At 74.3% G+C, this 6,000-nt stretch carries 6 protein-coding genes; 5 read left to right on the plus strand and 1 reads right to left on the minus strand.

Going from position 1 to position 6,000, the window contains the following annotated elements; genetic code table 11:
* Positions 1-21: 21 nt before the first annotated feature.
* From TR50_RS17015 to TR50_RS17035, 5 genes are all read left to right on the plus strand, one after another.
* A complete protein-coding gene (locus tag TR50_RS17015) occupies positions 22-642 on the plus strand; it encodes a TetR/AcrR family transcriptional regulator (RefSeq protein WP_201776835.1) in 621 nt (206 codons plus the stop codon).
* A gap of 129 nt (positions 643-771) precedes the next feature.
* Entirely contained in the window at positions 772-1,455 is a 684-nt protein-coding gene (locus TR50_RS17020) for a hypothetical protein (protein WP_042421659.1), read from the plus strand.
* Positions 1,456-1,509: 54 nt separating this feature from the next.
* The gene (locus TR50_RS17025) at positions 1,510-2,070 is read left to right on the plus strand and encodes a SigE family RNA polymerase sigma factor (RefSeq protein WP_042421661.1); all 561 of its coding nucleotides are present in this window, start codon (positions 1,510-1,512) and stop codon (positions 2,068-2,070) included.
* On the plus strand, positions 2,067-2,843 hold the full coding sequence (locus TR50_RS17030) for a hypothetical protein (protein ID WP_042421662.1): 777 nt from the start codon (positions 2,067-2,069) through the stop codon (positions 2,841-2,843). The genes TR50_RS17025 and TR50_RS17030 overlap by 4 nt, the downstream gene beginning before the upstream one ends.
* Positions 2,844-2,859: 16 nt before the next feature.
* Positions 2,860-3,234: a YbjQ family protein gene (locus TR50_RS17035; protein WP_042421664.1), complete on the plus strand. Its 375-nt coding sequence runs from the start codon at positions 2,860-2,862 to the stop codon at positions 3,232-3,234.
* 10 nt (positions 3,235-3,244) lie between these two features.
* On the opposite strand, the gene TR50_RS43590 is transcribed toward TR50_RS17035, so the two are convergent.
* Positions 3,245-6,000, minus strand: a 2,756-nt coding sequence (locus TR50_RS43590; protein ID WP_052441051.1) for a SpoIIE family protein phosphatase, incomplete at its 5' end; no start/stop codon positions are given.

A 6,000-nucleotide genomic window follows, 5' to 3' on the forward strand; every position in this document is an offset into this window, starting at 1 on the left:
CTTATTGACGGGAGCGGCACGGTGGCGGGACGTCCACGCGGCACGGACGACTCGGCGATCCTGGACGCCGCCGCCCGCGTCATGGGGCGCACCGGACCGTCCGGGCTGACGCTGGCCCTGATCGCCGCCGAGGTGGGGCTCGTCCCGGCCACGCTCGTCCAGCGCTTCGGCTCGAAGCGCGGGCTGCTGCTGGCGCTCTCGGCGCGCACGGTCGTCGACACCGACGCGAGCGCCGCCCGCGCCCGCGCGGCGCACGACTCCCCGCTGGCCGCGCTCGACGCCCTGGTGAAGGATCAGTGGCCGGCCGAGCTCGCCCCCGAGGAGTACGCCAACCACCTCGCCTTCCTCTGCGGGGACCTCACGGACGCCGAGGCCCGCGCCCACGCGCTCGCCACACACCGGGCCCAGGACCGGGCCACGACCGTCCTGCTCGCCGAGGCGGTCGACCGCGGTGAACTACGGGCGGACGTGGACGTCACCGCGCTGACCGCCACCGTCCAGGCCGCCGTGACGGGCGCCGGGCTGCTCTGGTCCCTCGACCACCGCTCCACCCTCCCCGAGCGTCGCCGCGCCGCACTGCACGCCGTGCTCGCGCCCTACGCGCCCGACCGGGCCGCCGCGGGGTCAGCGCGCCCCCGGTGAACGTGCACGGCCCGACATCGCCGATCCGTGCAACCCTCCCGCCGCGTGCCGGAGTAGAGAGGGCGGGAGGGAGCCGGGGGGCTTCTTCCTCATGCCGATTCGCAACGATGTAACGATGTGAGGAGTCCTGTGTCTGACACACAGACCAAGCGGACGCGTTGGAAGGTGCTCGCGGGGGCCGGTGTCGCGGCGGCCGCGGCCACCGGGATCGCCCTGTCGGGCGTCGCCTCCGCCTCCGCCGCCACGGGCGCCGGCACGACGGCGAAGACGACGCAGGCCACCAGGGTGGCGAACGCCGTCGCGTCCGAGCGGTCGGACGTGACGAGCGTGCTCGTCGGCCAGGGCCGGATGGGCCGGGTGGGCTGGAAGGTCAAGCTGGAGTACTACCGCCACCTGCCCCACGGCTACCAGGTGCCCACGCCGCCGCCCGGCGTCAAGCTGCCGAAGTACACCGGGCTGCTGTGCGAGCGGATGTACCTCGGCGGGGTGCGCGTCGACCACCAGGGCGGACCGTGGTCGGACTGCCAGGGCGTGACCGGCCCGACGCAGCCCGTCGGCGGCGAGGGTCTGTGGGGTCTGACCGGGAAGGGCACGACCGGCTACCGGCTGTTCGTCGGTCAGGACGCCCCGCCGGTCGCCTACGCGGTGCTGACCTTCACCGACGGCCACCACTACCGCGCGGACTCCGTGCATCTGCGGGGAACCGCGTTCAACGCCTTCGCCATCCCGATCAGCAAGGGCCGGTACATCCGGAGCGTGGACACGTTCGACGCCGCCGGCAAACGGCTGAGCCACGAGACCTACTGGCACTGACGCGGACAGACGCGGAAGCAGACGCTGACGCGGACGGGGACGGGGACGGCACGCGTGCAGAACGGCACGACGGCGGCGGCCGGGGGACGGCGCGGCGGCGGCGAGGGCTGGGGCGACTTCAGCTCCTTCGTCGCCGCCCGCTGGACCGCCCTGGTGCGGACCGCCTATCTGCTCACCGGTGACTTCCACGAGGCCGAGGACCTCGTGCAGGTGACGCTCGCCAAGGTGTATCCGCACTGGGGCGGCCTTCGCACGGAGACGGCCGACGCCTATGTGCGGCGGGCGCTGGTGAACAACAACCGCAGCCGTCACCGACGGCGCCGGGTGGTGCAGTTGCTCATGCCCTTCGTCCCGGACCGTCCGGCGGCCGACGCCGGTCAGGGTGGCCTCGGGGAGCGGGACCTGCTGGTCTCGCTCCTCGCCGGACTGCCCGAGCGACAGCGCGCGGTGGTGGTGCTGCGGTACTGGGAGGACCTGTCCGCCGAAGAGGTCGCCGAGCTGCTCGGCTGCTCGGTCGGCACCGTCAAGAGCCAGGCGTCCCGGGCCCTGGCCAAGCTGCGGGATCTCCCCGAGCTCAAGGAACTCGCACTGACCGGTCTGGGGGCCGAGAGATGAGCGACCGTCAGGAGGACGTCGTGGAACCGCGCCTGGAGGCGGCCGTGCGCAGGGCCCTGGACACGAGCGCGCACCGCCTTCCGCCGAGCGCGCCTCCGCTGGCCACCGTGCTGCGGGCGGGCCGGCGTCGCCGACGGGTCCGCCGCGCCGCGGCCGGTGCGCTGGTGACGGCGGCCGCGGCTGCGGGCGTGGCGGCGCTCTGCGTGGGCGTCCCGCTGCTCGGCAGCAGCAGTAAGGGTGGTGTCGACGTCGGCTCGGCCTCCCGCGCGCAGGCCACGTCGGGGGCCTCGGGCCTCCCCGCACCCGCGCACAGCCCCACCCCGACCCCCTCGCCGTCGGGCTCCGCACCGGGTCCGACCGTGGTGAGCATCGGCGCGGGGACCCTGGCCGGGATCGACTGGACCGCGCAGGTGTCGGTGGGCGCCGAGGATCTCTGCCAGCACCTGGTGATCGGCGGCACGCAGGTGGACGCTCCGGCCGGGCGGTGGACCGACTGCGTCCCCGTCCAAGAGAGCCAACCGGACGGAGACGTCGGCGTGCACACCGCCCCGGGCGGCGGCCTGCGCCTGCTGACGTCGTTCGGCGCGGACACCGTCGCCCGAACCGTCGTCACCTTCGCCGACGGCACCACGCGGCAGGGCGACTCCGTCCGCATCCCCGGCACCGCGACCGAGGGCACGGTGGTTCCGATCGCCCCGGGTCAGCGGATCTCCGTCATCGACCTCTACGACACGCGGGGCACGCGTGTCGGCCACTTCCTGGGCTACGCGTGAGCCACACAATGACGACATGACGGACATCAGCGACTACAGCGGCGGACAGCACACGGCGGACGTGCTGGTCGTCACGACCAGCGACGTCCCCGGCTTCCGGGTCGACACCATCCTCGGCGAGGTCTTCGGCCTGACGGTGCGTTCGCGCAACGTGGGCAGCCAGATCGGCGCGAGCCTCAAGTCCCTGGCGGGCGGCGAGCTGCGCGGCCTCACCAAGACCCTGGTCGCCAGCCGCAACCAGGCGATGGACCGTCTGGTCGAACAGGCCCGCGCGCGGGGCGCGAACGCCATCCTGATGATGCGGTTCGACGTCTCCGACGCGGCGGGAGTCGGCACGGAGGTCTGCGCGTACGGCACCGCCGCCGTCATCAGCCCCGACGCCGCGGCGTGACCCCCCGGGGCTACGGCGCGCCCTCTCCGGTGCCGCGGGCGCGGCCGGCGAGCGCCGCCCCCGAACCCATGGGGATCTCCAGCTCCAGCCAGACCAGCTTGCCGTCGGGCGTGGTGCGGCTGCCCCAGCGGTAGGCGAGCTCGTTGATGAGGTGCATCCCCCGGCCGCCCTCGTCGTCCGCGTCCGCGTGGCGGACGCGGGGCGCGCGGGCGTCCGTGTCCGCGACGGCGATGCTGAGGACCCGGTCACGGATCAGCCGCAGCTGCGTCGGGTGGCCCGCGTGCAGCAGCGCGTTGCTGACGAGCTCGCTGACCAGCAGCTGTGCCACGTCCGTCAGGCTGGTCAGCTGCCAGGACGCCAGCGTCTTGCGCACGAAGCGGCGGGCCTGGCCCACCACCTCGGGGTCGTCGGAGAGCTCCAGGACCGCGATCCAGTCGGAGCGGCGCGGCAGGACCCGGGCCAGGATGACGGCGATGTCGTCCTCGCTGTTGCCCGCCGCCAGCGCCTCCAGGACCGCGTCGCAGCGCTGCTCCAGCGAGTCGCGGTCCTCGGCGACGGTGTCCCGCAGCAGTTCCAGGCCCACGTCCAGGTCCCTGCCCCGGCGTTCGACCAGGCCGTCGGTGTAGAGGCAGAGCAGCGCCTCCTCGGGGAGGGTGAAGGTGACCGCCTCGAACGGGACGCCGCCGACGCCCAGCGGCGCGCCGGTCGGCAGGATCAGCAGCTGCGCGGCGCCGTCGGGCTCGACCAGGACGGGCGGGAGGTGGCCCGCCGAGGCGAGGACGACGCGGCCGTCGAGGGGGTCGAACACCGCGCAGACGCAGGTGGCGAACTGGCCCTCGCCCATCGCGGCGGCCGTCTCGTCCAGGCGGCGCAGCACCCGGTCGGGGGCGAGGTCCATGCCGATCAACGTCCGGGCGGCGGTGCGCAGTTGGCCCATGCTCGCGGCGGCGCGCATGCCGTGGCCCATGACGTCGCCGACGACCAGCGCGACACGTCCGCAGGACAGCGGGATGACGTCGAACCAGTCGCCGCCGACCTCGCTGATGACGCTGGCGGGCAGGTAGCGGTAGGCGATGTCGAGGCCGGGGGTGGTGCGGATCTCCTGCGGCAGCAGGCTGTGCTGGAGCATCAGCGCGGTGTTGCGCTCACGCCGGTACAGGCGGGCGTTGTCGATGGCGACGGCCGCGCGGGAGGTGAGCTCCTCGGCGAGCGCGACGTCGGCCTCGTCGAAGGGCGCCGTGTTGTTGCGCATCCGGATGAACTCGGCGCCGCCCAGCACCTGACCGCGCGCCAGCAGCGGGACCATCAGATACGAGTGGAGCCCGGCCTCGATGGCCGGCTCGACACGGTCGACGTGGGCGGTGATCCGGTACATGGACTCCTCGTCGACCTCCTCTATGAGGATCGACCGTCCGGTGCGCAGGCTCTCGGCGTAGACCGCGGCGGAGCGGGAGACCTGGCCGACCTGGTCGGCGGCCGAGCCCAGGGTCTGGCCCCGGACCTCGCCGACGGCCACCGCGCGCAGCAGCACCCGGCCGTCCTCGGGCATCAGCGGCTGGCCGTCCTCGGCGTAGCCGTCCTGGAAGACGGCGTCGAGCAGGTCCACCGTGACGAAGTCGGCGAAGCGCGGCACCACCAGCTCGACGAGCTCCTCGGCGGTGCGCTGCAGGTCGAGCGTGGTGCCGATCTGGCTGCTGGCGTCGTTGAGCAGGGCGAGCCGCTCCTGCGCGGCCTGGGCCTCGACGAGCGCCTGCTCGCGGGCGTTCGAGGCGTCGCGTTCGCGGGTGAACAGCCGGGCGTTGTCGATCGCGACGGCGGCGCGGGCCGCGAGCTCCCCGGCGAGGGCGAGGTCCTCCTGGTCGTAGGGACGCTCGGTGACGGTCCGGTAGAACGAGGCGACGCCGAGGGCCGCGCCGCGCGCGATCAGCGGCACGATCATGAAGGAGCGCAGGCCCTGTGCCCGGACCGCCCTGGCCCGGACCGGGTCGGCGTCGAACCAGCGCAGCGCCTGCTGGTCCAGCTCCCGCACCAGCACCGGTCGGCGGTGGGCCAGGCACCAGGCGTAGGGCGTGGCCGGGTGGAACCGGTGCACGCTGCCGATCGGCGCGATCGGCTCGGCGGTTACGCCCGACGCCCGGTGGAAGCCGAGGCGGCGCAGCAGCGCGGAGCGGTCGGCGGGGCCGCGGGGCTCGATGGCGCCGTGGTCGTCCTGGGCGATGTCCTCCAGGATCTCCACGACGACGCTGTCGGCGAGCCCGAGGGACGCGACCTCGGCCAGCTCCTGCGCGGTCCGCTGCAGGTCGAGCGTGGTGCCGATGCGCGCGGACGCCTCGTTGACGAGCGCCAGCCGGTTGCGGTTGGCGTTCGCCTCCTGCAGGGCGACCTGACGGGCGAGCAGGGTCTGATGCTCGCGCAGGTAGAGCCGGGCGTTGTCGATGGCCACCGCGGCGCGCGACGCCAGTTCGTCGCCGAGCGTCACGTCCTCGTCCTCGAAGGCGTCCCGGCCGCGCCGCCGCAGGTAGACGACCATGCCGAGCACGGTGCCGCGGGCCACCAGCGGCGTGATCCGCACCGGCCCGGCCAGGCCGGCGTCCACCGCGCCGCCGTCCGGGCCCCTCCGGGCGCCGAGGAGGGTGGTGAGCAGTCCGTTCGCCTGCTCGGCCGGGAGGGTGACGGTGCGCCCGGTGCCCATGGCGACGGCGTAGCCGGAACGAGCCGGGACCGCCAGGACCTCGCCGCGCTGCGCGCCCGCGCCCGCCCCGGTGC

Source organism: Streptacidiphilus anmyonensis (assembly GCF_000787855.1).
GTDB lineage: Bacteria > Actinomycetota > Actinomycetes > Streptomycetales > Streptomycetaceae > Streptacidiphilus > Streptacidiphilus anmyonensis.

What these genes read in the sequence shown, in the direction of transcription:
- TR50_RS17030 (WP_042421662.1), top strand. Translation starts at nt 2,067, where the DNA reads ATGAGCGACCGTCAGGAGGACGTCGTGGAACCGCGCCTGGAGGCGGCC.
- TR50_RS17035 (WP_042421664.1), top strand. Translation starts at nt 2,860, where the DNA reads ATGACGGACATCAGCGACTACAGCGGCGGACAGCACACGGCGGACGTG.